At 72.7% G+C, this 26,329-nt stretch carries 30 protein-coding genes and 2 pseudogenes; 12 read left to right on the top strand and 20 right to left on the bottom strand.

The window, feature by feature from the left end; genetic code table 11:
- Positions 1 to 8: 8 nt before the first annotated feature.
- From QQS16_RS22285 to QQS16_RS22275, 3 genes are all read left to right on the top strand, one after another.
- On the top strand, positions 9 to 212 hold the full coding sequence (locus QQS16_RS22285; RefSeq protein ID WP_004986771.1) for a cold-shock protein: 204 nt from the start codon (positions 9 to 11) through the stop codon (positions 210 to 212).
- A gap of 227 nt (positions 213 to 439) precedes the next feature.
- On the top strand, positions 440 to 1,963 hold the full coding sequence (locus QQS16_RS22280; RefSeq protein WP_286063602.1) for a DEAD/DEAH box helicase: 1,524 nt from the start codon (positions 440 to 442) through the stop codon (positions 1,961 to 1,963).
- A 49-nt stretch (positions 1,964 to 2,012) separates the two neighbouring features.
- Positions 2,013 to 2,327 (top strand): SCO5918 family protein, encoded by a 315-nt coding sequence (locus QQS16_RS22275; protein WP_286063601.1) that lies wholly within the window; start codon positions 2,013 to 2,015, stop codon positions 2,325 to 2,327.
- Positions 2,328 to 2,388: 61 nt separating this feature from the next.
- Here QQS16_RS22275 and QQS16_RS22270 read toward each other — a convergent pair whose 3' ends face one another.
- Positions 2,389 to 2,763: a GvpU-like protein gene (locus tag QQS16_RS22270; protein ID WP_286063600.1), complete on the bottom strand. Its 375-nt coding sequence runs from the start codon at positions 2,761 to 2,763 to the stop codon at positions 2,389 to 2,391.
- 414 nt (positions 2,764 to 3,177) lie between these two features.
- Between QQS16_RS22270 and QQS16_RS22265 the strand changes: the two genes are divergently transcribed.
- Positions 3,178 to 3,519, top strand: a complete 342-nt coding sequence (locus QQS16_RS22265) for a MerR family transcriptional regulator (RefSeq protein ID WP_286063599.1) — start codon at positions 3,178 to 3,180, stop codon at positions 3,517 to 3,519.
- A 104-nt stretch (positions 3,520 to 3,623) separates the two neighbouring features.
- Here QQS16_RS22265 and QQS16_RS22260 read toward each other — a convergent pair whose 3' ends face one another.
- The 8 genes from QQS16_RS22260 to QQS16_RS22225 form a co-directional block, all read right to left on the bottom strand.
- On the bottom strand, positions 3,624 to 4,022 hold the full coding sequence (locus QQS16_RS22260; RefSeq protein WP_286063598.1) for a DUF5994 family protein: 399 nt from the start codon (positions 4,020 to 4,022) through the stop codon (positions 3,624 to 3,626).
- Between the two features lie 457 nt (positions 4,023 to 4,479).
- A complete protein-coding gene (locus QQS16_RS22255; protein ID WP_286063597.1) occupies positions 4,480 to 5,091 on the bottom strand; it encodes a phosphoribosylanthranilate isomerase in 612 nt (203 codons plus the stop codon).
- Between the two features lie 9 nt (positions 5,092 to 5,100).
- On the bottom strand, positions 5,101 to 6,192 hold the full coding sequence (locus QQS16_RS22250) for a sugar ABC transporter substrate-binding protein (protein ID WP_286063596.1): 1,092 nt from the start codon (positions 6,190 to 6,192) through the stop codon (positions 5,101 to 5,103).
- 758 nt (positions 6,193 to 6,950) lie between these two features.
- A complete protein-coding gene (locus QQS16_RS22245) occupies positions 6,951 to 7,232 on the bottom strand; it encodes an SCO5918 family protein (RefSeq protein WP_286063595.1) in 282 nt (93 codons plus the stop codon).
- A gap of 143 nt (positions 7,233 to 7,375) precedes the next feature.
- Positions 7,376 to 7,525 carry a hypothetical protein gene (locus QQS16_RS22240; RefSeq protein ID WP_286063594.1) on the bottom strand — a complete coding sequence of 50 codons (150 nt, stop codon included), beginning with the start codon at positions 7,523 to 7,525 and terminating at the stop codon, positions 7,376 to 7,378.
- Positions 7,526 to 7,628: 103 nt separating this feature from the next.
- A complete protein-coding gene (locus QQS16_RS22235; RefSeq protein ID WP_010986199.1) occupies positions 7,629 to 7,832 on the bottom strand; it encodes a cold-shock protein in 204 nt (67 codons plus the stop codon).
- A gap of 265 nt (positions 7,833 to 8,097) precedes the next feature.
- Positions 8,098 to 8,448 carry a MerR family transcriptional regulator gene (locus tag QQS16_RS22230; RefSeq protein WP_286063593.1) on the bottom strand — a complete coding sequence of 117 codons (351 nt, stop codon included), beginning with the start codon at positions 8,446 to 8,448 and terminating at the stop codon, positions 8,098 to 8,100.
- Between the two features lie 131 nt (positions 8,449 to 8,579).
- The gene (locus QQS16_RS22225) at positions 8,580 to 9,230 is read right to left on the bottom strand and encodes a hypothetical protein (RefSeq protein WP_286063592.1); all 651 of its coding nucleotides are present in this window, start codon (positions 9,228 to 9,230) and stop codon (positions 8,580 to 8,582) included.
- Positions 9,231 to 9,449: 219 nt separating this feature from the next.
- Between QQS16_RS22225 and QQS16_RS22220 the strand changes: the two genes are divergently transcribed.
- A complete protein-coding gene (locus QQS16_RS22220; protein ID WP_353479682.1) occupies positions 9,450 to 9,827 on the top strand; it encodes a hypothetical protein in 378 nt (125 codons plus the stop codon).
- 86 nt (positions 9,828 to 9,913) lie between these two features.
- Positions 9,914 to 10,285, top strand: a complete 372-nt coding sequence (locus tag QQS16_RS22215) for a DUF6479 family protein (protein ID WP_286063591.1) — start codon at positions 9,914 to 9,916, stop codon at positions 10,283 to 10,285.
- 140 nt (positions 10,286 to 10,425) lie between these two features.
- Here the strand turns inward: QQS16_RS22215 and QQS16_RS22210 are convergent, their stop codons facing one another.
- From QQS16_RS22210 to QQS16_RS22200, 3 genes are all read right to left on the bottom strand, one after another.
- Complete coding sequence (locus QQS16_RS22210; protein WP_286063590.1) at positions 10,426 to 10,959, bottom strand: DUF7144 family membrane protein; 534 nt, start codon at positions 10,957 to 10,959, stop codon at positions 10,426 to 10,428.
- Between the two features lie 238 nt (positions 10,960 to 11,197).
- Positions 11,198 to 11,509 carry a hypothetical protein gene (locus tag QQS16_RS22205; RefSeq protein ID WP_286063589.1) on the bottom strand — a complete coding sequence of 104 codons (312 nt, stop codon included), beginning with the start codon at positions 11,507 to 11,509 and terminating at the stop codon, positions 11,198 to 11,200.
- A 119-nt stretch (positions 11,510 to 11,628) separates the two neighbouring features.
- Positions 11,629 to 12,465: an MOSC domain-containing protein gene (locus tag QQS16_RS22200; RefSeq protein WP_286063588.1), complete on the bottom strand. Its 837-nt coding sequence runs from the start codon at positions 12,463 to 12,465 to the stop codon at positions 11,629 to 11,631.
- Between the two features lie 180 nt (positions 12,466 to 12,645).
- Here QQS16_RS22200 and QQS16_RS22195 point away from each other — a divergent pair, with 180 nt between their 5' ends.
- Complete coding sequence (locus tag QQS16_RS22195; RefSeq protein WP_286063587.1) at positions 12,646 to 13,371, top strand: DUF4142 domain-containing protein; 726 nt, start codon at positions 12,646 to 12,648, stop codon at positions 13,369 to 13,371.
- A gap of 9 nt (positions 13,372 to 13,380) precedes the next feature.
- On the opposite strand, the gene QQS16_RS22190 is transcribed toward QQS16_RS22195, so the two are convergent.
- Entirely contained in the window at positions 13,381 to 15,048 is a 1,668-nt protein-coding gene (locus QQS16_RS22190; protein WP_286063586.1) for a glycoside hydrolase family 13 protein, read from the bottom strand.
- Between the two features lie 251 nt (positions 15,049 to 15,299).
- Here QQS16_RS22190 and QQS16_RS22185 point away from each other — a divergent pair, with 251 nt between their 5' ends.
- Positions 15,300 to 16,247 (top strand): LAETG motif-containing sortase-dependent surface protein, encoded by a 948-nt coding sequence (locus QQS16_RS22185; protein ID WP_286063585.1) that lies wholly within the window; start codon positions 15,300 to 15,302, stop codon positions 16,245 to 16,247.
- A gap of 403 nt (positions 16,248 to 16,650) precedes the next feature.
- On the opposite strand, the gene QQS16_RS22180 is transcribed toward QQS16_RS22185, so the two are convergent.
- Positions 16,651 to 17,613: a nucleoside hydrolase gene (locus QQS16_RS22180; protein WP_286063584.1), complete on the bottom strand. Its 963-nt coding sequence runs from the start codon at positions 17,611 to 17,613 to the stop codon at positions 16,651 to 16,653.
- Between the two features lie 37 nt (positions 17,614 to 17,650).
- Positions 17,651 to 18,869 (bottom strand): annotated as a pseudogene (thrS, locus tag QQS16_RS22175) (threonine--tRNA ligase).
- Positions 18,870 to 19,214: 345 nt separating this feature from the next.
- Here thrS and QQS16_RS22170 point away from each other — a divergent pair.
- Entirely contained in the window at positions 19,215 to 19,994 is a 780-nt protein-coding gene (locus QQS16_RS22170) for a hypothetical protein (RefSeq protein WP_286063583.1), read from the top strand.
- Between the two features lie 226 nt (positions 19,995 to 20,220).
- Here the strand turns inward: QQS16_RS22170 and QQS16_RS22165 are convergent, their stop codons facing one another.
- The 4 genes from QQS16_RS22165 to QQS16_RS22150 form a co-directional block, all read right to left on the bottom strand.
- Positions 20,221 to 20,499: a hypothetical protein gene (locus tag QQS16_RS22165; protein ID WP_286063582.1), complete on the bottom strand. Its 279-nt coding sequence runs from the start codon at positions 20,497 to 20,499 to the stop codon at positions 20,221 to 20,223.
- A gap of 11 nt (positions 20,500 to 20,510) precedes the next feature.
- Positions 20,511 to 21,248 (bottom strand): GAF and ANTAR domain-containing protein, encoded by a 738-nt coding sequence (locus QQS16_RS22160; protein WP_286063581.1) that lies wholly within the window; start codon positions 21,246 to 21,248, stop codon positions 20,511 to 20,513.
- A 57-nt stretch (positions 21,249 to 21,305) separates the two neighbouring features.
- A complete protein-coding gene (locus QQS16_RS22155; protein ID WP_502963825.1) occupies positions 21,306 to 22,124 on the bottom strand; it encodes a GAF and ANTAR domain-containing protein in 819 nt (272 codons plus the stop codon).
- 165 nt (positions 22,125 to 22,289) lie between these two features.
- Positions 22,290 to 23,633: a helix-turn-helix domain-containing protein gene (locus tag QQS16_RS22150; RefSeq protein WP_286063580.1), complete on the bottom strand. Its 1,344-nt coding sequence runs from the start codon at positions 23,631 to 23,633 to the stop codon at positions 22,290 to 22,292.
- A 157-nt stretch (positions 23,634 to 23,790) separates the two neighbouring features.
- On the opposite strand from QQS16_RS22150, the gene QQS16_RS22145 reads away from it, so the two are divergent.
- The 3 genes from QQS16_RS22145 (at position 23,791) to QQS16_RS44005 (ending at position 25,077) form a co-directional block, all read left to right on the top strand.
- Positions 23,791 to 23,958 carry a hypothetical protein gene (locus tag QQS16_RS22145; protein ID WP_286063579.1) on the top strand — a complete coding sequence of 56 codons (168 nt, stop codon included), beginning with the start codon at positions 23,791 to 23,793 and terminating at the stop codon, positions 23,956 to 23,958.
- A 106-nt stretch (positions 23,959 to 24,064) separates the two neighbouring features.
- Positions 24,065 to 24,316, top strand: a complete 252-nt coding sequence (locus QQS16_RS22140; protein ID WP_502963824.1) for a hypothetical protein — start codon at positions 24,065 to 24,067, stop codon at positions 24,314 to 24,316.
- Entirely contained in the window at positions 24,253 to 25,077 is an 825-nt protein-coding gene (locus QQS16_RS44005; protein ID WP_502963921.1) for a MarR family winged helix-turn-helix transcriptional regulator, read from the top strand. Before QQS16_RS22140 ends, QQS16_RS44005 begins: the two co-directional genes overlap by 64 nt.
- Before the next feature lie 604 nt (positions 25,078 to 25,681).
- Here the strand turns inward: QQS16_RS44005 and QQS16_RS44000 are convergent.
- Positions 25,682 to 26,308, bottom strand: a pseudogene (locus tag QQS16_RS44000) (hypothetical protein); the annotation flags it as partial.
- Positions 26,309 to 26,329 lie beyond the last annotated feature (21 nt).

Here is a 26,329-nt window from a genome sequence, read left to right as displayed (position 1 = left end):
AGATTGACATGGCTACTGGCACTGTGAAGTGGTTCAACGCGGAAAAGGGCTTCGGCTTCATCGAGCAGGACGGCGGCGGCGCCGACGTCTTCGCCCACTACTCGAACATCGCCGCCCAGGGCTTCCGCGAACTGCTGGAAGGCCAGAAGGTGAGCTTTGACATCGCGCAGGGCCAGAAGGGCCCGACGGCCGAGAACATCGTTCCCGCCTAGTCACGGCCACTGACGTTCACTTCGCAGCTGGGGCCCGCACCTTGGGGTGCGGGCCCCAGCTCGCTGCATTTCAGAAAGGCCCCGCACATATTCGGGGAATTCTTCACCCCATATTCACCGCCCTCGGCGTCTGACACGCCAGGGCCCCGGCTCGTTCTTGCGATTCTCTGCGCCGTTCACTCACCGCGGGAATTCCTTGATACGTGCCATATCAAGGAAGGTTCCGCATGAACCGCGCACGCTCGAACGATCGATACGCCCGCAAGCGCACCGGAGCGCCCAGCTCCGCGAACAGCGGTGGCGGCAGCCGTTACTCCGGCGCCCCGCGCCGCTCCAAGGGCCAGGGCGGCCGGCCCATGGCGCTCCAGGGGGAGTTCGCCCCGCCGAAGACCATCACCCCCGCCCTGCCCGCCGTCGAGGCGTTCGCCGAACTCGACATGCCGGAGCGCCTGCTGGGCGCGCTCGGCCACGAGGGCGTGACCGTGCCGTTCCCGATCCAGGCGGCCACCCTGCCGAACTCCCTGGCTGGGCGTGACGTACTGGGCCGTGGCCGCACCGGCTCGGGCAAGACCCTCGCCTTCGGCCTCGCGATGCTGGCCCGTACGGCGGGCAAGCGCGCCGAGGCGCGACAGCCGCTGGCGCTCGTCCTCGTCCCCACCCGCGAGCTGGCCCAGCAGGTCACCGACGCGCTCACGCCGTACGCCCGCTCCGTCGGGCTGCGCATGGCCACCGTGGTCGGCGGCATGTCGCTCGGCCGCCAGGCCGGTGCGCTGCGCGCCGGGGCCGAGGTCGTCGTCGCCACGCCGGGACGCCTCAAGGACCTCATCGACCGGGGCGACTGCCGGCTGGACGAGGTCGCCATCACGGTCCTCGACGAGGCCGACCAGATGGCCGACATGGGCTTCATGCCCCAGGTCACCGCCCTGCTCGACCAGGTGCGGACCGGAGGCCAGCGGATGCTCTTCTCCGCCACCCTGGACCGCAACGTGGACCTGCTCGTCCGCCGCTACCTGAACGACCCGGTCGTGCACTCCGTCGACCCGTCCGCGGGCGCGGTCACCACGATGGAGCACCACGTCCTGCACGTGCTGAGCACGGACAAGCAGCAGACGACCACCGAGATCGCCGCGCGCGAGGGCCGGGTGATCATGTTCCTGGACACCAAGCACGCGGTGGACCGGCTGACCAAACACCTGCTGAACAACGGCGTCCGCGCCGCCGGCCTGCACGGTGGCAAGTCGCAGCCGCAGCGCACCCGGACGCTGTCCCAGTTCAAGGACGGGCACGTGACCGTGCTGGTGGCGACGAACGTCGCGGCCCGCGGCATCCACGTCGACAACCTCGACCTGGTCGTCAACGTGGACCCGCCGACCGACCCCAAGGACTACCTCCACCGGGGCGGCCGTACGGCCCGCGCCGGCGAGTCCGGCACCGTCGTCACCCTGGTGACTCCCGAGCAGCGCCGCGACATGAGCCGGCTGATGGTGTCCGCCGGTGTCACCGCGCAGACCACGCAGGTCCGCTCGGGCGAGGCGGAGCTGACCCGCATCACCGGTGCCCAGGCCCCCTCGGGTGTCCCGGTCGTCATCTCCGTACCGGTCGTGGAGCGCCCGCGCCGCGGCGCTTCGTCCTCGTCCTCCTCCTCCCGGGGCCGCCGCCGCACCCAGGGCCGGCCCACGGGCGAGGCTTCCGCCGCCTCCGGCCGCCGCAGCACTCCCCGTCGCAGGTCCTCCTTCGGCTCGGCCGCCTAAAGAGCGCAGTGCCCCTTCAGTCCGCTCCCCTCTCCCCCTGTGAGGCACCATGCGCTGCGTCATCGCCCGGTACCCGTTCGAACTCACCAAGGCCGGAGTGCTGGCCTCGATGAAGGGCGTCAAGCCCGAGCTCGTCACGGGTGACTCCGTGACCATCGGCCGCCGCCGCTACCCCGTGAAGCAGGTGGGCCGGGTCCTCACCCGGCAGGACCCGCGTGACTTCACCAGCGGCGAGGTCACGCGGGCCATGGCCCGCCTCGGCTTCACCTGCCACGAGGCCCACCAGGCGGTGCCGGTGCGTGTGCTGACTCCCCTGCAGTCCGCCTCGGCGCTGCTCGGCAGCTCCGTTCCCGAGGCCGTGTAACCGACACCGGAACAACCGGAAGGGCCCTGCCGACGCGCGTCGGCAGGGCCCTTCCGGCGTTTCACTGGTCGGAGTAGCTGAAGTCGCCCACGGTCCAGGCGCTGACCTCGTTGATCGCGACACGGTACATGCCGCCGGTCTCGGGGATCCCGGTGGTGCCCTGAAGGATCCGGGCCATATGGAAGTGCAGATGCGTGGGCGTCCCACCGGGTTCGGGCCGGTGCTCGGCCCGGCCGTTGGTGAAGACGTCGGAGAACGGACCGAGTCGGTCCGAATCCTTCAGCACCTCGGACACCCGCTCCCTCCACACGGCTTCGGGGGCGAGTCGTCCGGTGATGACGGCGCCTGCGACGACCACGGTCAGCGACATCTGATTGCTCTGTTCGGTCTCCACCATGGCGGAGAGGGCGACGAGCAGCTCGTCGGGGTTCGGCATGAGAACCGATTCTATGCGGCGGCCACCCGTCTGAGCCCGCCCTGGTCCAGATGCCAGGATTCCTGCTGCTCCGACACGCTGAAATCTACTCTCGTGAGAGTAGACATTGCCTCTCGGCATGGGTATGGTTTCTGATGTAGTCAAGGTCAACGAGGACACAGGAAAGACGGAAGGAGCAGACGCCATCAGGATCGCCCGGCCCGAGTCGGTGGCCGGGTACCGCAAGGCCCCGGATTGAGAGGTGGTCCCCGGTCACGCAGCCGCGATCCCCGCGCACCCGCTCCTCCCCCGGACCGGGTCGCGGAAACAGAAGGTCGGCACAGCAGTAGGGCCGACAGATGGTGTTCAATTTCCTTCGGGGCCCTGGTGCCGTACGGCGCCAGGGCCCCTCGACGCGTTGCTCAACGAGGTGACATGACAGCAGATACTCCGCTCAGCGGTCGTCTGGACGACGACGACTATCCCGCCTACACGATGGGCCGGGCCGCCGAGATGCTCGGCACCACACCCGGCTTCCTGCGGGCCATCGGGGACGCCCGTCTGATCACTCCGCTGCGCTCGGAGGGCGGACACCGCCGGTACTCCCGCTACCAGCTGCGGATCGCCGCGCGCGCCCGCGAGCTCGTCGACAAGGGCACGCCCATCGAGGCGGCCTGCCGCATCGTCATCCTCGAGGACCAGCTGGAGGAAGCCCAGCGCATCAACGCCGAGTACCGGCGCGCCGCACAGCAGGGGTCCGGCTCCACGTCCTCCTGAGCCCGCGTCCGGGCCCCGCCGGAAGTGCCGGAGCGGGGCTCGCGGTGCCCGGTGCCGCCCGTGCCCGGTGCCGCTCGGGCCCGCGGCGAAGGAGCGACGGCGGGTCAGGCGGGATCGTCCGCCGCGGCCGCCATGAGGGGTTCCGCCGCCTTCTCGGTCGTGTCCGGGGGCACCACCAGCAGATCCCACCGCCCGCGGCCGGGCGCGAGCAGGACGATGGTGTGCGGGGCGGCCGCCACCGCGGCCCTGTGCAGCCGTACGACCTCGTTGTGGATGAGCATCCGGCCGGGCGTCTCGGACCACTTCCCCCCGTTGACCGTCACGCTGGTGATACGGCCCCACGCGCGCGGCAACCCGGCCAGCAGACGCGGGAGTTCCGCGAGCAGGTCGTACGAGCGCGGCCACCACACCCCGTCGATGGGGCGGGGCGTGCCGCCGTGCGGGGCCAGGCGCAGCCGGAGCAAAGGGTGCGAGGGGAGCGGGGGTTGCACTGTCGCGGGCATGAGACTCCTGTCAACTGCCGTGCCGGAGGGGCGATCGGGTTCGGACGCGTCGGCGGGGCGGAGCGGTGCGCGGCGCGCGCCGGGCCCGCGGGAGGGCGGTCGGCGTGGGCATCCGGGTCCCGGCGGTGGCCCGGCCGACGGCCGTACGGCAGCTGGGGTGTGCGGACGCGCCCGCGACGGGACCGCCGTCACGGGGACGGTGCGACAGGTCGCCATCCGGGGCTCCTTGACCTCGACGAGGGCCGCTGGAAGAAGGCGCGGCCGGGGTCACGGGCCGCCCCGGTAGGAGGACACGAAGAAGAAGCGTGCCCGTGCTCACCGTACTCCCCCGCCCACCGGGACGAGCCGACCCGACGGGGGCTGCGGTGGGGGTCGGTGTTCGGACCTGGTCGTCGGGTCTGGTCGTCGGGTCTGGTGACCGGCGTCGGTCGTCGGAGTCGGTGGTCGGATCCGGGCGTCAGGTGACCGCGCGGGCCGCCTTCACGAAGGCGGTGATCAGGGCGGGGTCCTTGACGCCTCGGCTCTGCTCCACGCCACTGGACACGTCGACGCCCCACGGGCGGGTGGCGTCCACGGCGTCCCGCACGTTGTCCGGGCTGAGGCCGCCGGCGAGGAGCCACTTCTCGCCGGGGGCGGCCGACGGCTTGCCGGCCCAGTCCCAGGCGATGCCGGAGCCCGGCACGGGGGCGTCGAGGAGGAGCATGTCCTCGCCCATCTCGCCGCAGTGCGGGACGGGGTCCCCGAACGCCGTGGCGCGGATCAGCGTCCAGCCGCCGGCCGCGAGATCGTCGTAGTAGGCGCGGTCCTCCGGCCCGTGCAGCTGGACGGCCCGAATGCCCGACTCGGCGGCCAGGGAGCGTACGTCGTGCAGGGGCTCGGCGCGGAAGACGCCGACCGTCAGGACGTCGTCCGGGACGCGGCGGCACAGGCGGGCGGCCGTGGCGGCGTCGATGCGGCGCGGGCTCTCCGAGAAGACGAACCCGATGGCGTCGGCGCCCGCCTCGACGGCCGTGTCGACGTCCCGCTCGGTCCGCAGGCCACAGATCTTGACGAACAGGGATGTGGTCACGGGCGGAGGTTACTCCAGCCCGATCGCCGCGCAGTCCTCCTCGTACGCGGCGGTGCAGATGTCCCGCACGCTGTAGACGCCGTCCTGGACCACCGTCTCCTTGATGTTGTCCTTGGTGACGGCGACCACCTGGACCAGCATCGACGGGATGTCCTGCTGGGTCGGACTGTCGACCGTGTCGGGGGTCAGCGCCTCGAACTCGATCGAGCGGCCCTGGACCCTGGCCACCGCCATCTTCGCCGCGTTGTCCGCCTCCAGCAGGAACGACTTGTACACGGTCATGTACTGCTCGCCCGAGACGATCCGCTGGACGGCCGCCAGATCCGCGTCCTGACCGGTCACCGGCGGGATGTCGGTGGCGCCCGCCTCCTTCAGCGCCTCGATGACGGCGCCCGCCATACCGTCGTTGGCGGAGTAGACGGCGGCGATGTCCCCGAGCCCGACGGACTGGATCGCCTTCTTCATGTTGGCCTTGGCGACCGCGGGCAGCCACTCCTTGGTGTCGTACTGCTCGGCTATGACCACGCGGCCCTCCAGCTCGTCGAGGGCACCGCTCCGGAAGCGTGCGGTGTTGGGGTCGGCCGGCGCGCCGTTCATCATGACGATCTTGCTGGTCGCGGCCTTGCCGCCGAGAGCGCCGATCAGAGCTCGGCCCTGCACCTGGCCGACGAGTTCGTTGTCGTGCGAGACGTACGCGTCGATCGGGCCCTCGGCGAGCCGGTCGTAGGCGATGACGGGGATGGCGGCGTCCTTGGCCTTCCGCACGGCGGGGGCGATGGCCTTGGCGTCCACCGCGTCCACCAGGATCACGTCCACCTTGTCGGTGATCATCTCGTCCATCTGCGCGCTCTGCTTGGAAGCGCTCGCCTCCGCGTTGGCGTAGCGGACCTCGCCCTTGCCTGCGGTCAGGGCGGCGACCCGCTTCTTGATGAGGGGATGGTCGAACTTCTCGAAGCGGGTCGTCTCCTTGTCGGGCAGCAGGAGTCCCACGGTGATGTCGTTGCCCTTCTTCGGGGCCGCGGAGCTGCTGCTCCCGCCGACGCCGTCCACGATGCCGCACGCGGCGAGCAGGAGGGTCGAGGTGGAGGCGGTCAGGGTCATGGCGAAACGACGGACAACGGGGCTGCGCGGGGGCCAAGCGTTCACAGCAGGTGCCTTCCGGGGCGAGAGAGCAACCTGGCAACCAGGTGGCAGAAAGCCAACGCGCTAGCGGTACGCACCGTCAAGGAGCACGGGTTGACGAGATCGCAACAGGAGTCACCTGCGGTCTCAACGGTCGCCAACAGCCGCACAGGACAAGGGAGTTCGGCCGACGGAGCGATCTGCGCAGGAACAGTGAATCCCGTGTGCCGGAAATGTGGCCGCGGCGCGGCGCCCCCGCCGACCGAGCCTCAGCCCCTCGGAGAACCGGGCCTCAGCCCGCGAGCATTCGAGCCTCAGCCCGTCGGGAACCCGAGCCACCACCGACGGGCTGACAGACCGCCGGACCGACAGATGACAGGGCGGCAGGGCGGCAGGCCGACAGGGCGGCAGGCCGACAGCAGGGAATCGGGCACGCCGAAGTGATCGGTGGTGTCGCCGGCGGTGTGCGCGCCCCTTCCTCTCCGGGCGTGTCCCCCGGGGGATCGGCCGCTCGCGGAGAGGGAGGCGCGGACGTGCGGCGGGCCCTTCACGCCGAGGCCCGCACGGTCCCTGCCGGCCCGGACGCGGTGACGGTCGACGGGCGGGCGTGGTGACCTGCGGGCGGCGATGGCGAGGCAGTGGGGAAGGGGAAGGGCCGTCCCGAACCGGGATGGCCCGATGGCCCGATGGCCCCATGGCCCGATGGTGCGAGGGCCCGATGGTGCGAGGGCGGCGGGTCAGCCCAGGTTCGGGAAGGAGTCCGAGCGGTCGGCGGGGGCCTCGGGGGGCGTGGCGTGACAGGTGAAGCCGAGGCGGGTGAGCGCCCTGGTCACCTCGAAGGCGGTGAAGTCGCGGCGGTCCTGGCGGGTGATGATCTCGCCGACCTGCTTGACCGGGAACACCTTGCGCCCGATGACCACGCAGGCCCCGGTGAGGGGCTCCGGCCGGACGCCCTCCATCTGTGTCTCCACCTCGGACTTGATCAGGTCGAAGGGGTAACGGGCGATCACGCAGCGCATGGTGCCTCACCAGGGTCGTGGAACGGCAGGGGGATGCCTTCGGGCCGATTGTGTCAGCGCCGGCCGGGAACTGTGCCCGGCCGGAAGCCTTGGTCCGCGGACCGTGAGGCCGGCGGGGGGAGCTGTGGGACAGCGGGAGCAGGTCAGCGGGTGTGGTTCGAGCCGCCCGGCGCGTGTTCGCGGACGTCGATCACGCGGGGCACGCCCAGCATCCGGTCGCACATGGCGGTGTCGGTGTCGGTGAGCGGCCCGGGGACGTTCATGGCGTCACGGGCGGAGCAAGGGGGAAGCATGATCCTCCTCAGTGTCCCGCCGGGGAAACACGCGGATACAAAACGGGGCCCGCACCCATGGTGCGGGCCCCGTTTCGCGTAGCGCGCGAGCTGAGCGCGAGAATCAGGCGGGAACGATGTTCTCGGCCTGCGGGCCCTTCTGGCCCTGGGTGACGTCGAACGTCACCTTCTGGCCCTCCTGCAGCTCACGGAAGCCCTGGGTGGCGATGTTCGAGTAGTGGGCGAAGACGTCGGCGCCGCCGCCGTCCTGCTCGATGAAGCCGAAGCCCTTTTCCGCGTTGAACCACTTCACGGTACCGGTGGCCATGTCATATCTCCTGAAGGCAGTGCTGGAGACCCGCACTGCGCGGGCCCCACTCATCGCTGCGATGATCACCTGCCCGGAAAAACCGACAGCAAAAAGGCAACCACGACTGCAACTGAGATCGAGCCTAGCACGAGACTCCCGGAAGCAAATGGGAGGCGAGAGACGAGTAATGCCGACGAGGAAATACGGAAAGAACCCTGCCGGGATTCACCGAGGAAGTCTTTTCCGCGGCGGCCCGCAATTCTGCTCCGGCGGTGCCAGATTTTCACTCGCCGGGCACGGTGCCCGCGGACTCCCGCACCGGGCGGCGCAGCTCCTCGTTGTCGCGCAGGGCGCGCTCCAGCCGGTCCTCCAGGCCGATGATGCGGCAGGCGGCCTCGATCGGCGTGCCCTGGCCGACCAGGTCGCGGGCCCGGCCGGCCAGCCGCAGCTGGTGGCGCGAGTACCGCCGGTGACCGCCGTCCGACCTGCTCGGGGTGATCAGATCGGCCTCGCCGAGGGCCCGCAGGAAGCTCGGTGTGGCACCGATCAGCTCGGCGGCCCGGCCCATGGTGTACGCCGGGTAGTGGTCGTCGTCGAGCCGGTCGGCGGCGTCCGGCTGTTCTGATGACGGCATGTCGCCTTCCCGCGGGCCGTCGGGGCGCGGCCCGCCACAGGCGGGCTGGTTTCCCGCACGAGAACTCTAGTCGTCCCGGTGGAATTCCTGCTGCGGCGAGCACAGATGTTCAACGGACGGACATGATCCGCTCACGGCACGACGACCAGGGCGCGGCACTGGCCGGACGGGATCCCGAGCAGATCGTCGTCGCGCGGGTCGGCGGCGACGGACCGCCATCCCCAGGCCCGCAGCGCCTCGACGGTCCCGGCGTCGCCGCGCTCGACGAGGATGACGCCGAGCTCGGCGGCGTGGTCGGTGAGCAGCCGTCTCTGCAACCGCCGGGCCAGGTTCCAGTCACGGTCCTGGTCCTTCGCCCGTACCCGGGCCGGTACGAGGATCCCGGAGACCGCGAAGAGCCGCCCGGAGGCGGCCAGCTGGGTCAGGTCCTGCGGGAGAGAACCGTCCAGGCCCCGCCACCAGGGTCCGTCGGCGGGCACGGGAAAGCCGTAGGCGCACCCGGTCAGCACGGACGTCTCGTCGCGTACGACGGTCTCCGCGATCAGCAGCGCGAACCCGGGCCGCCGTACGTCGACCGCGAGTCGCCGCAGGAAGTCGGTGCGGGACCGGCCCCAGGTCCAGGGCCGGCCGGCGGACGTCTCCTCGTACAGATCACCGAGCTGCTGCCATCGGTCCTCGAGCTGGCTCCGGGTCAGTGGGCGGACGCGTTCCCCCGCGAGGGGGGAGGGGCCCTGTCTGCGTCGGTCCTGCGACGGGGTGTGATCGGGCACGTTCACGGTCATCGTCCGGCCCTGCCCCGGGCTCGGACGGGTCCGGCCCGGCGTCGTGGTGCGCCGAGAACGGCACCGCGGGAGGGGCGCACGAGGAGCCCTCGGCCCTTTCACGGTACTCCGCCCGCCCGGCCCGGGCCTGTCCCGTACGGTCGGGGCGGTCCGTCAGGAGCGCCCGGAGGTACCGTGGACAACCCCGGCCACGGGGCGCACCGGAGAGAGGGGACCGACATGCACGCACGGCCCGACCACTCCGCCGGTGCGCCGGCACCGCGGGAGGTCCCGCGCGTCTCCACGCCCGTACGGACGGAGGCGGACGCCCAGCTGGCCGCCGACATGACCCCGCCCGAGGACGACGCGCTCGCGGAGGTCCGCATCATCGCGGCCGATCCCGACGTCGCCCGGAAGGTCGCACTGCTGCTCCGCCAGGCCTTCGACTGCGACGAGCCGCGCAGTTACCCCGCCGGTGCCGACGGTCACGGCACCCTGCTCCACCTGACGGTCGACACCAGCCAGGCCCCCGGCGACCTCGCGGACCTCGCCTCCTGGCTGGTCAGCAGCCGTTCCCAGGGGTCCCGCGCCCACCCGGACGAGCCCGGCTCCGGCTAGGCGGTCGGTTCGGACGGGGAGTTCGCCGTCCTTGCCCTCCCACGACCGGACCGTACATAACAGCTCTTTTCGGTCATACTCGAACTATGAGCATGGCAACGTATGTACTGGCGGCCTCAGCGGGCGATGTCCTCAACGTGATCGCCGCCTTCACCGGTGGCCTGGTCATCGCCGGGGCACTCGTGTGGGCCGTGCGACTGGGCATGAAGGTCATGGATCAGGAGCTGCCGCATCCCCGCCCGGAGGAGCAGCCGAAACTGCCCGTGTCCGGGCCGGTCCGCGAGATCCGGGAGATGCGGGAGCCGGACGAGATGCCGGTGGCGGAGGACAAACGGGAACGGCTGATGCCGTACCAGGTCCACGCCGCCGGGACCAGGCGGGGAAAGGACCAGAACCGGAAGCGCTGGCTGCCCGGTTCCAGCGGCTCCTTCGGCAGCGGCGGCGTCGGACACACGTGAGCGCCGCCGCCCGCCCCGCCGCGGTGGAGAACGGCGCCGCGCCGGAAAACCACGCGCCGGTCGCGCTGAGGCGTTAGCCGGCGGCCCGGCACCGACCGGCCGTGCGGCCCGTCGGTCCCGGGCCGCCCGGCCGGTCGCGGTCAGGTCCCCTGGTGCGTCGGCCGGTACACCGCCAGGGCCCAGATGATGAAGAAGTTGACGGCGATCATGATCGTCGACCAGACCGGCTGGTACGGCAGGAACAGGAACTGGGCGACCATGCTCAGGCCCGCGAGGAAGATGCCGGTGATCCGGGCCCACCCGGCGCCCTTCAGGATGCCGCCGCCGGTGACCGCGGCCACCGCGCCCAGGACGAGCAGGATCACGCCCCAGCCGGTGAGGTTGATCTCGTAGACGTAGTCGCCGATGCCGGCCCACACGTCGTCCTTCGCCAGCGCGGAGATGCCCTGGAAGATGGCCATGATGCCGTTGATCAGCATCAGGACACCGGCGAAGACGACTCCGCCGGCCGCCCAGGCGGTCTCGGTGGGCGTCCGCGCGTAGCCCTGGTCGCCCTGGCCGGTGCGACCGGCCCGCCCACGGGTGTCGTCCCAGGTCTGTGACGGCTGTTCCCCGCCCGCCTGTTGGTGCCCTCCGCCGGTCGGCGGCTGCGTCGCGTGCGGCTGCTGGGTCATGGCCGGACCCCGTTTCTTCCGGGGCGGCCGGCGCGCTGCGCCGACCACCGATGTCGTGTGATTCGACCTTCGGGCGGTACCGGGGCCCCCGCCACGGGACAGGGCCGAACGGGTGACGTCCGGCACGCGCCCGCCCCTTCGCGGACCGTCACGGGAAGCGGCACACCGCACGACGCGGGCCCAACCGCACCCCGGCGGGTCGGTGCCGACGAGCGGCGGGGCCCGCCCGGAGCGCAGGTCACCGTTCCGTGGCCGACACCGTGATGTCGATCTGCTCGCTCGTCGCGCTCACCCCGTTCAGCGTGGCCGTCGCCTGGAGGCGTCCCGGGCCGGCGGGCAGGGCGAGGGCGGGACCCCGGAGCGCAGGCGGCGTCCCCTCGTGGACGCCGACCTCGACGATGCCCTCCCGGCCCGGCGCGATCGTCACCGCACCCCACAGCTCACGCCCGTGCCCGGCGGCCCGCGGCGTCTCCTGGGGCGGGCCGGACACCGCGATCGTGCCCGCCGCGGCGATCCCCGCCAGCACGGCTGCCTTCCTGGACCGGTTCATCGTCGGCGCAACTCCTCACAGGTACGTCATCGACACCGCTCGCTGTGATTCTTCCGGCGTGTTTCCCCAGGTGGCGTGTGCTGGACGGCCGTCCGGGCGAACCACGCGCACCCGCGCGCTCACCGGGTCCCGGTCACGTCCGGCCCGCTCCACTCCCCGACCACCACCTCGTCCCCCACCGACACCTTGCCGGGGCGCAGCACCGCGAACTTCGTGCCGAAGGTGACGCCGTCCGGGGATCTGCGGTAGTCGGCCAGGGTGCGCAGGGGTTCCGGGCCCGTCCGGGTGCCGGAGTCCTGGTCGACGAGGGTGACCGCGCAGCGGACGGCCGGCTTGGCGTAGGCCAGTTCGGCGGCGCCGAGGGTGAGACGGCGGGCGCGGTCCTCGGTGTGCGGCTCGTCCCAGCCGGCCACGACGATGTTCGGGCGGAACCGGTTCATGGGCAGCGGGGGTGCGCCCCGCCCGGTCATCCTCAGGTTCAGCAGGTCCAGGCTCGCGCGGGACACCACGAGCAGGGGCGAGCTGTCGGCGAAGGCGGCGGTGCCCGGGGTCCGGCCGTCGGTGACCCGGTCGTGTTCCGGCGGGACCCGTACCAGCCGGCTCGGCTCGCCGAGTACCCGGGACAGCCAGGCGGCGACCGCGTCGCCCTGGTCGATGGCCCGGTACGGGTTCCCGAACATGGTCACGTCCCGGCGGGCGCCGTCCGTGTCCACGTCGACGTGTGCCGCCGCGCTGTCCGGGGCCCGCAGGGTGAGCCGCCCGCCGTCCTCGCCCACCTCGGGCGTGATCAGCGCCAGCCGGGGATCGCGCCGCTGGGTGCGGGCGGCCCCGTCCACGCCGACGACCATGAAGGCGCGGTCGTGGGCGAGACCCGCGGGTCCGACCTCCGCCTCGCCGGTCGTGATCCCCGCGCAGCCCTTCAGCGGGTAGTACGTCAACTCCACCACTACGGCCATGATCCGGCCCCTCCCCCTCGGTTCACCCGGGCTCCCTCGGTCCACCCCACCGAAGCCAGTGCGTGCCACTGGACCGCCGCACGGAATTCTTTACCATTTCTATAGAGTCCGAGGCGGTTCCCATCCGTACTACTCTCCGTCAGGCCCGCAGACCGGTGGGCCCTTGACCGGGCAGGAGGCATGGTGCGCTTTTCGCGGAACGCGATGGGAACTCTCTTCGTGGGCGGTGCCCTCACGCTGACGTTGGGGGCGCTCGCCTACCCCTCGATGCTGGGCCTCAACACAGTGTCCAGCGCCCAGGACCGGGTCATCGCCCAGACGCAGTGGGGGCCGTTGACCGAGCAGGACCGTCACTTCGTGGTGGCCGTGCGCGCGGCCGGGCTGTGGGAGTACCCGCTCGGGCAGATCGGCCTGAGGAAGGGGACGACCCCGGAGGTCAAGAGGGCGTCCGAGCACCTCGTGGACGGACACGCGGCGCTGGACGCCAGCTGCCGCAAGATCGCCCCGATGCTGAACATCACCCTGCCGAACGTGGCGAGCCCGCAGCAGCTGTCCTTCGTGAACCAGATCGACTCGCAGACCGGCAAGGCATTCGACTCGAACTTCGCCAACATCCTGCGGACCACCCACGGTTCGATCTTCAACACGGTCGCGAAAATCCGTTCGACCACCAAGAACAGCCTGGTGCGTCAGCTGGCCGACCAGGCCAACAACACCGTCCTGGACCACATCACGGTCATGGAGAACACCGGCCTGGTCAACTACGACCAGGCCCTCTTCCAGCAGACCACCCCGCCGAAGCTGCCCGCGGACGACATGACTCCGCCGGCGCCGCAGCCCGGCGAGCCGATGGTCGTCCTCACCCCGCCGCCGACCGCGACCGCGACGCCGAACATCACGCCCTGAGACGCAGTCCTAGGGACCGAGCCAGACGGTGGTGTCCGGACCGAGCCGCCCGTCGTCCAACGGGCGGCTCGCCAGGAGCACTTCGCCCGCCGGCAGCGGTACGGCCGTTCCCGACAGGTTGGCGACACACCGCCAGCCGTCGTGGCGGGCGAAGTCCAGGACTCCGGGCGGGCTGTCGTCCGCCCAGGTCAGCGACTCGCCCTCCTGGAGCTTGCGGCGCAGCCTGAGGGCGGTTCGGTAGAACTCCAGGGTCGAACCCTCGGTCCCGTCCTGGGCCTCGACGGCGTACTCCGCGAAGCTCTCCGGCTGCGGCAGCCAGGCGCCACCGGCCCCGAAGCCGTACGAGGGTCCCGTCGTCGTCCACGGCAGCGGGACCCGGCATCCGTCGCGGCCCTTGCGGACCCGGCCCGTCTGCTCCCAGATCGGGTCCTGGAGCACCTCGACGGGCAGGTCGGCCACCTCGGGCAGGCCGAGTTCCTCGCCCTGGTAGACGTACGACGAGCCGGGCAGCGCCAGCATCAGGAGCGTGGCCGCCCGGGCACGGCGCAGACCCGCGGCGGTGTCGATCGCGGGGGCGTGGCCGCCGGACAGCAGCCAGGCGTTGTCGTCGGTGCCGGGCGGCAGCATCAGCCGGGAGGTGTGGCGGATGACGTCGTGGTTGGACAGGACCCAGGTGGCCGACGCCCCCGCGGCCCGCGCCCCGGCCAGTGAGTCGGTGATGACCTGGCGCAGACCGTCGGCGTCCCAACCGGTCTGGAGATACTCGAAGTTGAAGGCCTGGCCGAGTTCGTCGGGGCGGGCGTACAGCGCGCGTCGCACGCCGGGCACCCAGGCCTCGGCGACGGCCATGCGGGGCGGGCGGTAGGCGTCCAGGATCTTGCGCCAGTCGCGGTAGATCTCGTGGACCTCGTCACGGTCGTAGAAGGGGTGGGCGCCGGGCGGGAACTCGGTCAGCGCCTCCTCGCCGCTGCGTTCGGGGGCGCCGAGGTCCTTCAGGGGTTCGCTCAGGTCCTTGGCCAGGGCGTGCGCGACGTCGACGCGGAAGCCGTCCACGCCGCGGTCGGACCAGAAGCGCAGGGTGGTGCGGAAGTCGGCGCGGACCTCCTCGTTCTCCCAGTTAAGGTCGGGCTGCTGGGAGGCGAACAGGTGCAGGTACCACTGGCCGTCCGGCACCCGCTGCCAGGCGCTGCCGCCGAACACGGACTGCCAGTCGGTGGGCGGGTGTTCGCCGTGCGGGCCGCGTCCGTCGCGGAAGACGTAGCGGTCGCGGGCCGGAGAGCCGGGGCCGGCGGCGAGGGCCTCCTGGAACCAGGCGTGCTGGTGCGAGGTGTGGTTGGGGACCAGGTCGACGATCACCTTCAGGCCGAGGCGGTGCGCCTCGGCGGTCAGGGCGTCGAAGTCGTCGAGGGTGCCCAGACGCGGGTCGACGTCCCGGTAGTCGGCGACGTCGTAGCCGCCGTCGGCGAGTTCGGAGGGGTAGAAGGGACTCAGCCACAGGGCGTCGACCCCGAGGGCGGCGAGATGGGTCAGGCGCCGGGTGACGCCCTTCAGGTCCCCGAGTCCGTCGCCGTCGGCGTCGGCGAAGCTGCGGGGGTAGACCTGGTAGACGACGGCCTGCCGCCACCAGTTGGGGTCCTTGGACGAGAGGTCGGTTCGGTGGGACTGGGACTCGGTCACGCGGTCTCCCTCGTGGCGGTGGTGGACAGCACTCAGGTACCTGTCCCCATTGTCAGGAAAGTGAACTCGAACGCTGTCCGGAGCACTTCATTCCCCGTGTGGCGGAAATGTGATGACTTCTCGAAGTCACCCTGCATACACGCAGGTTGACAGCGTTCAGCAGTGGGATCCACGATGTGCGGGCACTGTGGCGCACGTGACCAATGGGCCCAGTGTTTCTTTCTCAGACCACTCACCCCGATGGGATCCGCATGTCCATAGCTAGACGTGTCACCGCGCGCCGCCTGCTGGGGACGGGCGCCGCGGCGCTCGTCCTCTGTGCCGTCTCCGCCCCCACCTCCTGGGCGACCGGCACCCCCGGCGGCGACGGCTGGAAGTCCGGCGACACCTACGAGCCGGGCACGGGCGCGGGTACGGAGACTGGTACCGACCGCTGCCAGTTCTCCCTGGACGGCACGGGCTTCTTCGACTCGGTCAAGGTCGACGACCAGAACCTCAGGCCCACCGACGACGGCAAGGTCCACATCAAGGTCCGCACCGCCGGTGACGCCGCCACCTGCACCGCCTCCCTCGCGTCCTACCTCGCGCACGGCGCCACCTTCAACACCTCCGGTGAGCAGGTCTTCGTCGACTTCGACACGGTGACCGTGAAGCCGGGGCAGACCGAGTCCCTCGACATCGCGGTGCCGGACGCGGGCTGCTTCGCCCAGATCGACCTCTACCGGGGCGCGGTCAAGTTCGACGGGGAGCTCGACGCCAAGGACGGCTTCGTCCACGGCGACCTGCCCAAGGGCCCGGACCGCCCGGTCATCAAGGACAAGCTGATCGCGGCCTGGAACGGCGGCACGAAGGACTGCACGACGGCCCCGTCCGAGCCGCCGGCCACCCCGACTCCGACCCCCTCGGTCCCGGAGTCCACCGAGCCGTCCACGCCGGCCGAGGAGACGACCCCGCCGGCCACGGAGCCGCCGGCGAGCGGAACGCCGACCACCGAGGCGCCGACCACCGACGCCCCGACCCCGTCGGCCTCCGAGTCCACCACCGCGCCGGCCCCCGCGCCGAACGGCGGCGGCGAGGACCTCGCGGAGACCGGCGCCAACAGCAGCACGGGCCCGATCGCGATCGGAGCGGCGGTGCTGCTCGCGGGCGGCGCGGGCATCGTGATGGCGACGCGCCGCCGCAAGGCCACGCGCGCGTAGCGATACGACCACGCGCGCCAAGGCGAGGCCACGGCGCGCGGCCACCTGTCCGCCGCCCGGCCCGCCGGGTCGGCGCCACACGTCCGCCACCGGCCGGCCTGGTCGTACTCGTATGACCACCGGTCCGCCGGGCCGGTGGCGGACGGACGGGGCCCGGTGATCCGCGGGCTCCGCAGGCGGCGCCGGGGCCATCGGCCGTCCGCGGCGCAGCACCCCGGCGACGCGCCGCCGCGAGGCCACGCGCTCGTACCGACACGACCACGCACGCGGTCACCAGTCCGCCACCCGACCCGCCGCCCGTCCGCCGGGCCGGTGGCGGACGGACGGGGCCCGGTGATCCGCGGGCTCCGCAGGCGGCACCGGGGCCCTCGGCCGTCCGCGGCGCAGTGGTCGAGCAGGCCGGTCAGACGCCCTCGACGGTCGTCAGCCACAGCTTCACGTACCGCTCCACGTCGACGCCCAACGCCACGTCCACCAGGGGCTTCTCGCGGACGCCCTGGTGGATCTCGGACTCTCCGGGGCGCGGCCGGCGGTCGACGACCGTCTGGCCCCGGGCCGGGCCCGGGGCCAGACTCACCTCGACCGGCAGCGGCTCGGTCGTGATGCCCTGCGGGTCGACGACCGCGCAGACCGCGCCCGCGTCGCCGAGGCCGCCGGTCGGGGTGGGGTCGCCGGAGGTGGCCGGGTCGCGGTGGGCGAGGAGTTCGCCGGCCAACCGCAGGCGGGGCTCCGCCGCGGCGCGCAGCCGCTGCACGTCCGCCGCCGGGACCAGGACCTGCTTGAACACGTCCAGGCCGTACATGGTGATCGGCACGCCCGCGGTGAGCAGGACGGCCGCCGCCTCCGGGTCGTGCCACACGTTGAACTCGGCCACCGGTGTGGCGTTCCCCGTGGCCACCGCCCCGCCCATGAACACGATCCGCTCGATGTTGCGGACCACCTCCGGGTGGGTGCGCAGGAGCAGGGCGATGTTCGTCAGGGGCGCGATGGGGATCAGGGTGACCGGCCTCGGGGAGGCGAGGATCTCCCGCCGGAGGAGGGTGACGGCGTCCACGTCGACCGGCGTCCGGGTGGGCGCGGGCAGTCCGAGGTCGCCCATCCCGTCCTCGCCGTGCACGTGCCGCGCCGTGCGGACCGGCTCGATCAGCGGACGCTCGGCGCCCCGGGCGACCGGGATGCCGGCCGCCCCCGCCTGCTCCAGCACGGTCAGGGTGTTGCGGACCACCCCGTCGACGTCGGTGTTTCCGGCCACGCAGGTGACCGCACGCAGGTCGATGCCCGGGTGCCGTACGGCGAACAGCAGGGCCAGGGCGTCGTCGACGCCGGTGTCGCAGTCGATGATCACCGGGATGGGCTGACCGGTCACGTCGGGAATCCTCTCGCCACGGGTTACCGGACCGACCTTACGCAGCCGCCCACAGTCCGGTGCCGCGAGCCCCGACGCGGGCGCCGATCCGGCCGAGGAGTTCGGCGACGGGCAGGGCTCCCGGGCGGTTCCCGTCCCGCAGCCGTACGGCCACCAGACCGGCGTCGGCCTCCCGCTCCCCGATCACCGCCCGGTACGGCACCAGGCGCGCGGCCCGGATCCGGGCCCCGAGGCTGCCCTCGTCCGGTCCGTGGGCCTGCGCCCGCAGCCCCTGCGCCACGGCCTGCCGTACCACCTCGTGGGCCCGCTCCTCCTGCGCCCGGGTGACCGGCAGCACCGCCAGCTGGACCGGCGCGAGCCAGGCCGGGAAGGCGCCGCCGTGCTGTTCGACGAGGTGCGCGACCGCGCGTTCCACGCTGCCGATGACGCTGCGGTGCACCATGACCGGCCGGTGTCTCGCCCCGTCGGCGCCGATGTAGTGCAGGTCGAAGCGTTCGGGCTGGTGGAAGTCGAGCTGCACGGTGGAGAGGGTGGACTCGCGGCCGGCGGGATCGGTGATCTGGACGTCGATCTTGGGACCGTAGAAGGCGGCCTCGCCCTCGGCGGCCTCGTAGGGGATGCCGGAGCTGTCGAGCACCTCCCGCAGCAGCGCGGTGGCCCGCCGCCACAGACCGGGGCCGGCGACGTACTTGCCGCCCTCGCCGGAGGGAGAGGCGGTGGCGGGCGGCCCGGATGCCGAGGTCGGCGTAGGCGCGGCCGATCAGCGCCAGCGCGTCCCGGGCCTCGTCCACGGCCTGTTCCAGGGTGCAGAAGATGTGCGCGTCGTTGAGGTGGATGGCCCGGACGCGGGTCAGCCCGCCGAGCACGCCGGACGGCTCGGAACGGTACATGCCACCCAACTCGGCTATCCGGAGGGGCAGTTCACGGTAGCTGTGGGAGCGGGAGCGGTAGATGAGCGCGTGGTGGGGACAGAGGCTGGGCCGCAGCACGACCTCCTCCGCGCCCAGCCGCATCGGCGGGAACATGTCGTCGCTGTAGTGGGACCAGTGCCCCGAGATCTCGTACAGCTCCCGCTTGCCGAGGACCGGTGAGTACACGTGCCGGTAGCCGGCGGCGCGTTCGGTCTCCCGGACGTACTCCTCCAGGACCTGCCGGACGACGGCCCCGTCGGGCAGCCAGTACGGCAGCCCCGCGCCGATCAGCGGGTCGGTGTCGAACAGGCCGAGTTCACGGCCGAGTCGGCGGTGGTCGTGCACGGTGGCTCTCCTCACGGTCCGCCCTGAACGAGCCCCCGCACGACGAAGCCCCGGGGCACTCGCCCCGGGGCTTCGATGTCAGCTCAGCTGTCAGCGCGCCGGGACACTCTCCGGCGTCGTCGTCACGGACGGACGTACCGCGTGGGCGCGCTGCATGCGGGGACGGTAGCAGCGGGGCGGAGGAGGCGGCGACGGGTTTTCGCGCGGTGGCGGGGTGGGCCGGTGTGCCGCCGCGTGTCGGTGCCCGCTCACCCGGACGGCCCGGCTCACTGGTGGAGCGGGCGGGCAGGTGGTGCCGTAGGAGGGCGTACTCGATCTTGGACGTCCGTCAAGGAGACCTCCCCGATGACCCCAGCTCCGGCCGCCCGCACCCTCGTCGGCTCCGTTCTCGCCCTGGGTGCCCTGGCCGCCGTGACCGCCTGCTCCGCTCTCAGCGCGCCGCCCACCGCCCGGAAGGCCGACATCACGCCGCCGAGCAGTGCGCCCGCGACCTCCGCCGCCCCGTCCCCGGCCGGCCTCACCCAGGCGCAGGCCCGGGCCGCCCTCGTCACGGAGGCCGACCTGGGCGAGCCCTGGGCTCCCACGCAGGGCGCCGCGACCTGGCACGACGGGCTGCTGAAGGCGACCGCGGAGAAGCCCGAGTGCCGGCGGCTGCTGGACGCCCTCTACGCCGAGGAACTGTTCGGCGCGGACACCCGCCCCCGTGCCGCGGTCGGCCTCGACGACGTCTGGAACGGGTCCCAGCTGCGCTACCAGGTCGTCACCCACAGACCGGCGGACGTCGAGCGGAGCCTGGCCTGGCTGCGGACCCTGCCGCGGAAGTGCGCCCAGTTCGCGGCGACGAGCGCCCAGGGCAAGGTGACGGACGTCTATGTCGCCGACGCGGGTCTGCCGGAGGTGGGGGACGCCCGGCAGGGTCTGCGGATCGCCGTGGTGGGCGCGACGCTGAACGGCGAGCCGGTCGTGCTCACCCTGGACGTCGCCGTCGTCCGCGTCGGCGACGACGCGATCGGGCTCACCCACGGCGGCCTCGGCGACGTGTCCGCCGATGTCACCCGGGCGGCCCTGGACCTGGGGGCGCGGCGTCTGGCGGAGGTGCACAAGCAGGGCCGGGCGCAGATCTAGTGCCGCGGCAGGCAACGTTTGCCCGTCAAGGAGCGGCGTCCGGTGCGTGCTCTCGGCATGCCCCGGAAGCCCTCGTACTGGATGTACTCGGGCTTTCGGCCGGTGCGGCGAGAGGGCGTGCCGGGCGTCGCGACGGGGCGAACGTCGCCTGCCACGGCACTAGCGCCGCGGCGGACCAGGACGTGGTGCGAAGGTCCCGAGCCTGCCCCGCGACGCAACACGCGCCCTAACCCAGCCGGTCGACCGCCTCCTTGGCCTCCTTCAGGCCGTCCCCGGTGATCTCCCGGTACCGCTTGACCGCCTGCACCGTCCTGCCCTCGCGGGCGAGCGCGGCGACCTCGTCCATCCGCGGGTCGTGCTCGCGCAGTCCCAGGTGGTCCAGGATCAGGTCGACCTTGCGCTCGACCCGGGCGACGCGGCGGTCCGCACGGGAGATGCGGCTCTCCATGCCCGCGACGCCCACGAGCAGGACCGCGACGATCAGAAACAGAGCCAGTGTGTCCATGATCATCGATCCTAGGCGCGGCCCGGCACTCCTTCCAGCAGTTCCTCCGGAGCGAGCGTGCGCTCCGACAGCGCGCGGGCGACAGCCGTCACGGACAGCCCCTCCTTCTCCGCGTACTGGCGCAGCAGCCGCAACGCCTCGGTGAAGGAGATCCCCGCGTACTCGGACAGGAGTCCCCTCGCCAGCTCCACGGACGCCTTCGCGGAGACCGCGGCCTGCAGGGACGTGAGCAGATCGTGCGGACGCCTGGCCTCGGCGGGCCAGTGCGCCAGGGTGAGCGCGGCGATGTCGCTCAGTCCCTGCGCCACGACGATGTCGCCGGCCGGCAGGACGTCGCTGTGCCGGTTGGCGAGGGCCACCGCGCCGATCGCGCGGCCGTCGAGCCGGAGCGGCAGCACGTGCACGGAGACGTAACCGGCCTCCAGGGCGTGGGCCGTGTAGGCGGGCCAGCGGACTCCCTGGCGCAGATCGTCGGCGGTGACGGGTTCGCCGGTGCGGAAGCAGTCGACGGACGGTCCCTGCTCCTGGCGGACCTGGAGCAGGTCGAGCCGGCCCAGGTCGTCGTCGGAGGACGCCATGGCGCGCAGGGTGCCCCGCGCGTCGGCCATCACCACCCCGACCGCGTCCACCGCCAGCAGCTGCGTGCAGTGCTCGCTGAGCCGGCCGAACAGGTCGAGCGGGTCGAAGCGCGCGCCCAGCGTGTCCGCGAGGTCGACGAAGGCGCGGATGAGCTGAAGCTCGCGGTTCATCCCTGCCTCCTCACACCGTCACCACGCCGGTTCGCCGGTCGGCGGGCCGGACAGTTCCTAGTCACGGTCGAACCTCTTCCTGTGCGAGACCACATCGCGCGCCACCTCCAGGGCGGTGCGGTTGTTCGCGAACGCGTCGGCACGCAACCGGGCCAGCGCCTCGTCCGAGCCGACGCCGAGCTGCACCATGATCATTCCGATGGCCTGGTAGACCTCGTCGTGATCGGCGGCCAGACCGCTCAGCCAGGGTTCTCCTCCTCCCTGCACATTCTCCTCCCCCCGGGGCAGTGCCATCAGGGCCACCGTCATGACACTCGCCACGAGCTGCGCGGTACGCAGGTCACGGTCGGTGAGTTCGCCGGGGGTGGCGCGGTAGAGGTCGAGCGTCCCCACGCACACGGCGTCGTTCCCGAGCGGCACCGAGTAGACGGCCTGCACCCCGGCGGCCGTCGCCTGCTGGGCGAAGACCGGCCAACGGCGGGTGTCCGGACCGCTGGTGAGGTCGGAGGCGAGCACCGGGGCACCGGTCTCGGCGGCGTACATGCAGGGCCCGTCGCCCAGGGTGGCCTGGACCTCCGACATGTACGAGGCCTGGTCGCTGCTCGCGCTCAGCTGGACGGGCATGCCGCCGGCGCGCAGCGACACGCTCGCGCCGATCACCGGCAGCAGCTTGACCGCGACCATGCACAGCCGCGCGGGGATCTCCACGGGCTGGGCGCCCCGTACGCCCTCGGCGATCACATGGGCGGCCTGCACCCGCTCGCTCTGCTGTTCGTGCGGGTCCTCGCCGTAGGGCGTCCCGGTGTCGCCGCCCGACGTGCCGTACGGGCCGTGGTCGTCGCCGGGGGCGCCGTCGCGGTCGTCCCTGGGCCGCACGGGCCACCGCCTCCTTCGGTCAGCGCCCCATTATCGTCCGTGGGGGCCTGATCCGGGCTTTCCTCCGGACCGGGATCATGGGTCATGGCGCGACCTGGTGCGCGCCGGTCGATTACCCCTCGCCCGCAGCCCGAAACGCACTGCCGTGAGGACGGTCCACCGCGCTCACAGGGGAGGCTGCGCGGGTGCGGGACCGAGAGTGGTGGTGCCGGGGGCCGTACGGTGGCCCAGTCCCGTGCGGTACGCGTCCAGCGCGGCCTCCACCCGGCCGGTGCGGCGCAGCAGGTCCCCGAGCAGCCGGCACAGGTCGGCCAGGTCACCGGCGGCCCCCGCGCGCTCCAGCAGACTGAGGGCACGGACGTAGTGCTCCTCGGCGGCGTCGGTGTCCCGGGCGTCCTCGGCGATGATGCCGAGGAGGCGGTGGGCGGCGGCCGCGTGCAGCGCGCCGCGTTCGGAGCCGAGGTCGCTGAGCACCCCGTGCAGCAGGGCGGCGGCCTCCTCGGACGTGCCGCGCCGGTGCAGGACACCGGCCAGCTCGACGGTGACCTGACTGGAGTAGAGGGCCGCGCGCCGGGCGGAGAGCATGGTCAGGGCCTGCCGCAGCTCCTCCTCGGCGCGCTCCAGCCGGCCGTTCTGCGCGTACACGTATCCCCGCATCCAGTGGCAGTTGGCCAGCTCGGTGCGCAGGTGCAGCTGCCGGTAGAGCTCGGCCGCCTTGGCCAGCGAGGCGTCGGCCTCGGCGAGCCGGCCCTCGGCGAGGAGGGTGCGGGCGACGGAGCGGTGCATCCGGGCGACCAGGGCCGGGTCTCCGGCGCGTGGGGCGAGGGCGAGGGCGAACTCGGCGGCCTGCGCGGCGCGGGCGTGGGCGCCCATGTCCATGTAGGGGCCGATGACGCTGGCGTAGAGGAGGAGCAGGGCGTCCGGGTCGTGCAGGCCGCCGCGGTTGAGCTCGTCGATGGCGGACTCCAGCAGGTAGACGGAGTACCGCAGTTCACCCGCCAGGTAGTGGGACACGGCACGTCCGCGCAGGGCCGGGACGCGGGCCGGCAGCGGCTGGTCGCCGCACAGCTCCTCCGCCCGCTCGAAACAGCGGCGGCCCTCCTCCAACGCGCCCGTCTCCAGAGCGCATTCGCCCAGCCCGAGCAGGGCCGCCGCGCTCACCTCGGCGAGGTCGAGCGACTCGGCCTCGGAGAGCAGGACCGCGTACTGCTCGGCCGCCGCCTCGGCCGCTCCGCCGGCGAGGGTGCGCTGGGCCTCGGTGAGCCTCAGGCGCAGACCGGTGACGAGCCGGGCCGGGCGGCCGGTGGTGAGCTCGTCGGAGCCGACCCCGAGCCGGTCGCAGAGATGGCGGAGCGCGTCGTCGGAGGGCCGGACCCGGCCGGCCTCCAGGGTGGAGATGTACGCCGGTGTGTAGGCGGGCTCCGCCAGCTGCTTCTGGGTCAGCCCGCGGGCGGTCCGCAGCTGTTGTACCCGGCGCCCGATCGTCACCGGGTCGTCGCGCTCCGACATGGCCCAACTCCCCTGGTGACTCTTGCCGTTCGACTTCGACAGCCTCTAGGTTAAACGGCGTGTTAAGCACGTTTACGTTGCCGCTGTGCCGCCTCTGAACCGTCTGGGAGGCCAGAGCCGGCCGCGCCGTCCGAACCGTCGTCGCTGCGAGGTCACCGTGCCTGAACGCCCCAGCACCACCGAGCGCTACACCCGTGGGCTGGCCGCGGCCGTGATCACCGTGGTCACCCTGGTCCTGGCGGCGAACGCGGGTCCGGCGAGAGCGGCGGAGCCGGAGCGGGCCGTCGGCGGCTGCGTCTGCCCTCGTTCGACGTCGAACTGTTAGACGTCGCGCAGGCGAGCGCCGATCCACGGATGGGGCGAAACTGTTCGATGTCGAACCACGGCGTTTGAACCACCGCGCTCGACCGAACCGACGAAGGGGCGGCGAGGTGACCGCCCCGCATGACGCCCGCGACCGCGTCGGCGGCTTCCTCGACCAGTGGGCCGCCCTGGACCTGGACATGGACCTGGACGCCATGGGCACGGTCAGCCGCGTCCTGCGGCTGTCACGGCTGCTCGGCACCAGCCTGAAGGACTACCTCGCCGGGCACGCCATGGAGACTGGGAGTTCGACGTCCTGGCCGCCCTGCGCCGCGGCGACCGGCCCCTCACCGCCAGGGAACTCGCCACCGGCGTCTTGATCGGCTCCGGCGCCCTCACCCACCGTGTGGACCGGCTGGCCGCCCAGGGCCTGGTCACCCGCGAGGCGGTACCGGTCGACCGCCGCAGCCTGCACATCGCGCTGACGGACGACGGGCGGGAGAGGGTCGACAAGGTCCTGAGGGCCACGTCGGGAACCAGCGCGGCCTGCTGTCCGACCCGGCCCGGCCGTCGACGAGTGCGGCGACCTGAACCGCCTGCCGCGCACCCTGCTGGTCTCACTGGGGGACACGCGGTGACCCCGGCGGGCCGCGCCGGCACCCGTCCCGGACGCCCCTCCTGCCCGTCCCGGACGCCCCTCCTGCCCGCGCCGGCGACGCCGTCCCCGTGGCGCCGCGTCAGCTCTGCGTCTGCAACTGGCGGAGCTGGCGGTGCACGTTCTCCAGGGCGCCCTGCCGACGGCCGGGGACGCGTCCGCGCACCTCCGCCAGCACGCGCCCGAGCTCACGGGCGGGCCCGGGCTCCCGGATCTGGCCCCACTGGTGGTGGGCCCGGTCGACGGCCGCCTCCACGGCGGGCGAGTCCGGCGCCTGACCGGCGGTCAGCCGCGCCCCGGCCACCGCCAGCCACGTCCGGCAGCTGCGCACCGGATCCCCCGCGAACATGGCCAGATCCGCCCGGACCTCGGCCCAGTGCAGGGCGTGCTCGGACCCGGGCCCATGAGCACGCACGGCGGCCCGCTCATGCTCCGCGGCAAGCGCGTCGGCGTCCTGGTGCCGCCCGTCCTGCACGGCGGCGGTGATGTAGGCATGCGGATCGTCCTCCCGCCACCGCACCTCGCGCTCGCTCCGCCGCCGGTCGCCCCCGCCCCGACGCCGGGCGTCACCCACGCCCCGGTGTGCGGCTTCACCCTCGCTCCGGTGCCGCGTGTCCCTCTCACCCGGGCGCGGGACGTCGCCCTCGCCCGGCCGCGGGAGGCCGTCCCCGCCATGCCGGCGGCCACCGCCGTCGTCGTCACTGCGGGCGTCGTCCTCGCCCCGCCGCCGCGCGTCGTCCTCACCCGGGCGCGGGACGTCGCCCTCGCCCGGCCGCGGGAGGCCGTCCCCGCCATGCCGGCGGCCACCGCCGTCGTCGTCACTGCGGGCGTCGTCCTCGCCCCGCCGCCGCGCGTCGTCCTCACCCGGGCGCGGGATGTCGTTCTCGCCGCGCCACCGGGCGGAACCCGCACGCTCGCGCCGGGCGTCGTCCTCACCCTCGCGCGGGACAGCCCGCTCGCTCCGCCGCCGGGCGTCGCCCTCGTCGTTCCGGTTCGCCGTATCCAGTCCGTCCGGCGTGTGAGGACGAGGCCGTTCGGGCCGATACGGGGGGCTGGGGACGGAGCCCCCGGGAACGGCGGCCACCCCGGCCCCGGGTGACGTCAGTACGAGGTCGCCGTACCCGTCGCTCCCCAGCCGCGCCAACGCCTGCTGATGCAACTCCGCCAACCCGGGCCGGCGCCCGCTGCGCAGAATCGTCGCGACCGCCTTCATGTACGTCGGCACCGCCACCGTCCGCCGTGACGGCGGCGGCGCGATCCGCCCGTACACCGCGTTGTTCCGGCCGCAGTCCAGCACGTTGCCCCGCAGCCACGTCCAGGTCTCCGCGTCCGCGTGCAGATCCAGGAGCAGGGCCGTCGTCCCGGGTGCCCGCAGCCGCAGTTCCTCGCGGAGCCAGTGCCAGGGGAAGGCGGTGTAGCGGACCGTGGACGTGGTGGTGCGGGCGAGCGCCAGGTGGGGCAGGTGCTGGCGGCGGTCCAGCAGGAGCTGGCCGGTGACGAACACGGTCAGCGGTCCGGGGGCCGTCGCGGCGGCACGCAGCCGGGTGAGGACGGCCTGCGGTTCCAGCGGGTCGGCGAGCTCGACCACGTTCGCCGTCTCGGTGCCCGACAGCACCGCGGGCGGCACCGCCGCGAGAACGGGGAGCACGGACGCCGCGTCCACCAGACAGCCCTTGCCCACCGGTGAGGCGGCGAGCAGCAGCACGGTCCCCGGCATCGGTTCCCTCCCCATCCCCCG

Source organism: Streptomyces sp. ALI-76-A (genome assembly GCF_030287445.1).
Classification (GTDB): Bacteria; Actinomycetota; Actinomycetes; order Streptomycetales; family Streptomycetaceae; genus Streptomyces.
Note: the sequence above shows the minus strand (reverse complement) of the source record. Positions and strands in the feature narration are given on the sequence as shown.

Excerpts from the sequence above, each read along its gene's own strand:
- QQS16_RS22285 (WP_004986771.1), top strand. The coding sequence starts at position 9 with ATGGCTACTGGCACTGTGAAGTGGTTCAACGCGGAAAAGGGCTTCGGC.
- QQS16_RS22280 (WP_286063602.1), top strand. The coding sequence starts at position 440 with ATGAACCGCGCACGCTCGAACGATCGATACGCCCGCAAGCGCACCGGA.
- QQS16_RS22275 (WP_286063601.1), top strand. The coding sequence starts at position 2,013 with ATGCGCTGCGTCATCGCCCGGTACCCGTTCGAACTCACCAAGGCCGGA.
- QQS16_RS22270 (WP_286063600.1), bottom strand. The coding sequence starts at position 2,763 with ATGCCGAACCCCGACGAGCTGCTCGTCGCCCTCTCCGCCATGGTGGAG.
- QQS16_RS22265 (WP_286063599.1), top strand. The coding sequence starts at position 3,178 with ATGACAGCAGATACTCCGCTCAGCGGTCGTCTGGACGACGACGACTAT.
- QQS16_RS22260 (WP_286063598.1), bottom strand. The coding sequence starts at position 4,022 with ATGCCCGCGACAGTGCAACCCCCGCTCCCCTCGCACCCTTTGCTCCGG.
- QQS16_RS22250 (WP_286063596.1), bottom strand. The coding sequence starts at position 6,192 with ATGACCCTGACCGCCTCCACCTCGACCCTCCTGCTCGCCGCGTGCGGC.
- QQS16_RS22245 (WP_286063595.1), bottom strand. The coding sequence starts at position 7,232 with ATGCGCTGCGTGATCGCCCGTTACCCCTTCGACCTGATCAAGTCCGAG.
- QQS16_RS22240 (WP_286063594.1), bottom strand. The coding sequence starts at position 7,525 with ATGCTTCCCCCTTGCTCCGCCCGTGACGCCATGAACGTCCCCGGGCCG.
- QQS16_RS22235 (WP_010986199.1), bottom strand. The coding sequence starts at position 7,832 with ATGGCCACCGGTACCGTGAAGTGGTTCAACGCGGAAAAGGGCTTCGGC.
- QQS16_RS22230 (WP_286063593.1), bottom strand. The coding sequence starts at position 8,448 with ATGCCGTCATCAGAACAGCCGGACGCCGCCGACCGGCTCGACGACGAC.
- QQS16_RS22225 (WP_286063592.1), bottom strand. The coding sequence starts at position 9,230 with ATGACCGTGAACGTGCCCGATCACACCCCGTCGCAGGACCGACGCAGA.
- QQS16_RS22220 (WP_353479682.1), top strand. The coding sequence starts at position 9,450 with ATGCACGCACGGCCCGACCACTCCGCCGGTGCGCCGGCACCGCGGGAG.
- QQS16_RS22215 (WP_286063591.1), top strand. The coding sequence starts at position 9,914 with ATGAGCATGGCAACGTATGTACTGGCGGCCTCAGCGGGCGATGTCCTC.
- QQS16_RS22210 (WP_286063590.1), bottom strand. The coding sequence starts at position 10,959 with ATGACCCAGCAGCCGCACGCGACGCAGCCGCCGACCGGCGGAGGGCAC.
- QQS16_RS22205 (WP_286063589.1), bottom strand. The coding sequence starts at position 11,509 with ATGAACCGGTCCAGGAAGGCAGCCGTGCTGGCGGGGATCGCCGCGGCG.
- QQS16_RS22200 (WP_286063588.1), bottom strand. The coding sequence starts at position 12,465 with ATGGCCGTAGTGGTGGAGTTGACGTACTACCCGCTGAAGGGCTGCGCG.
- QQS16_RS22195 (WP_286063587.1), top strand. The coding sequence starts at position 12,646 with ATGGTGCGCTTTTCGCGGAACGCGATGGGAACTCTCTTCGTGGGCGGT.
- QQS16_RS22185 (WP_286063585.1), top strand. The coding sequence starts at position 15,300 with ATGTCCATAGCTAGACGTGTCACCGCGCGCCGCCTGCTGGGGACGGGC.
- QQS16_RS22170 (WP_286063583.1), top strand. The coding sequence starts at position 19,215 with ATGACCCCAGCTCCGGCCGCCCGCACCCTCGTCGGCTCCGTTCTCGCC.
- QQS16_RS22165 (WP_286063582.1), bottom strand. The coding sequence starts at position 20,499 with ATGGACACACTGGCTCTGTTTCTGATCGTCGCGGTCCTGCTCGTGGGC.
- QQS16_RS22160 (WP_286063581.1), bottom strand. The coding sequence starts at position 21,248 with ATGAACCGCGAGCTTCAGCTCATCCGCGCCTTCGTCGACCTCGCGGAC.
- QQS16_RS22150 (WP_286063580.1), bottom strand. The coding sequence starts at position 23,633 with ATGTCGGAGCGCGACGACCCGGTGACGATCGGGCGCCGGGTACAACAG.